A 226-nucleotide genomic window follows, 5' to 3' on the forward strand; every position below is an offset into this window, starting at 1 on the left:
TCGTGGTCCCGGTCTCACCTGGATTAACCACCAGGAAATAGGTCGTTGCACCCAGGGTTTTCAGTTGATGTTTGGGGGCCAGTTTACCTTGATACAACGGTTGATCCTGGAAGTAGGACTCAATGGCGTGCCCACCAGGGACAACACAAAAGACCGTATACTCGCCAGGCAATAGTACCGATTGCAGTTGACGATCCACATAAACCGTCGCAGGAAGTTTACCTTC

General features: G+C 50.9%; 1 pseudogene. It reads right to left on the reverse strand.

Features of this window, described 5'->3' with window-relative positions:
- Window positions 1-226, reverse strand: a pseudogene (locus tag AC2A06_RS19115) (OmpA family protein); the annotation flags it as partial.

It is taken from the genome of Serratia sp. HNCC26DJ244, assembly GCF_057180565.1.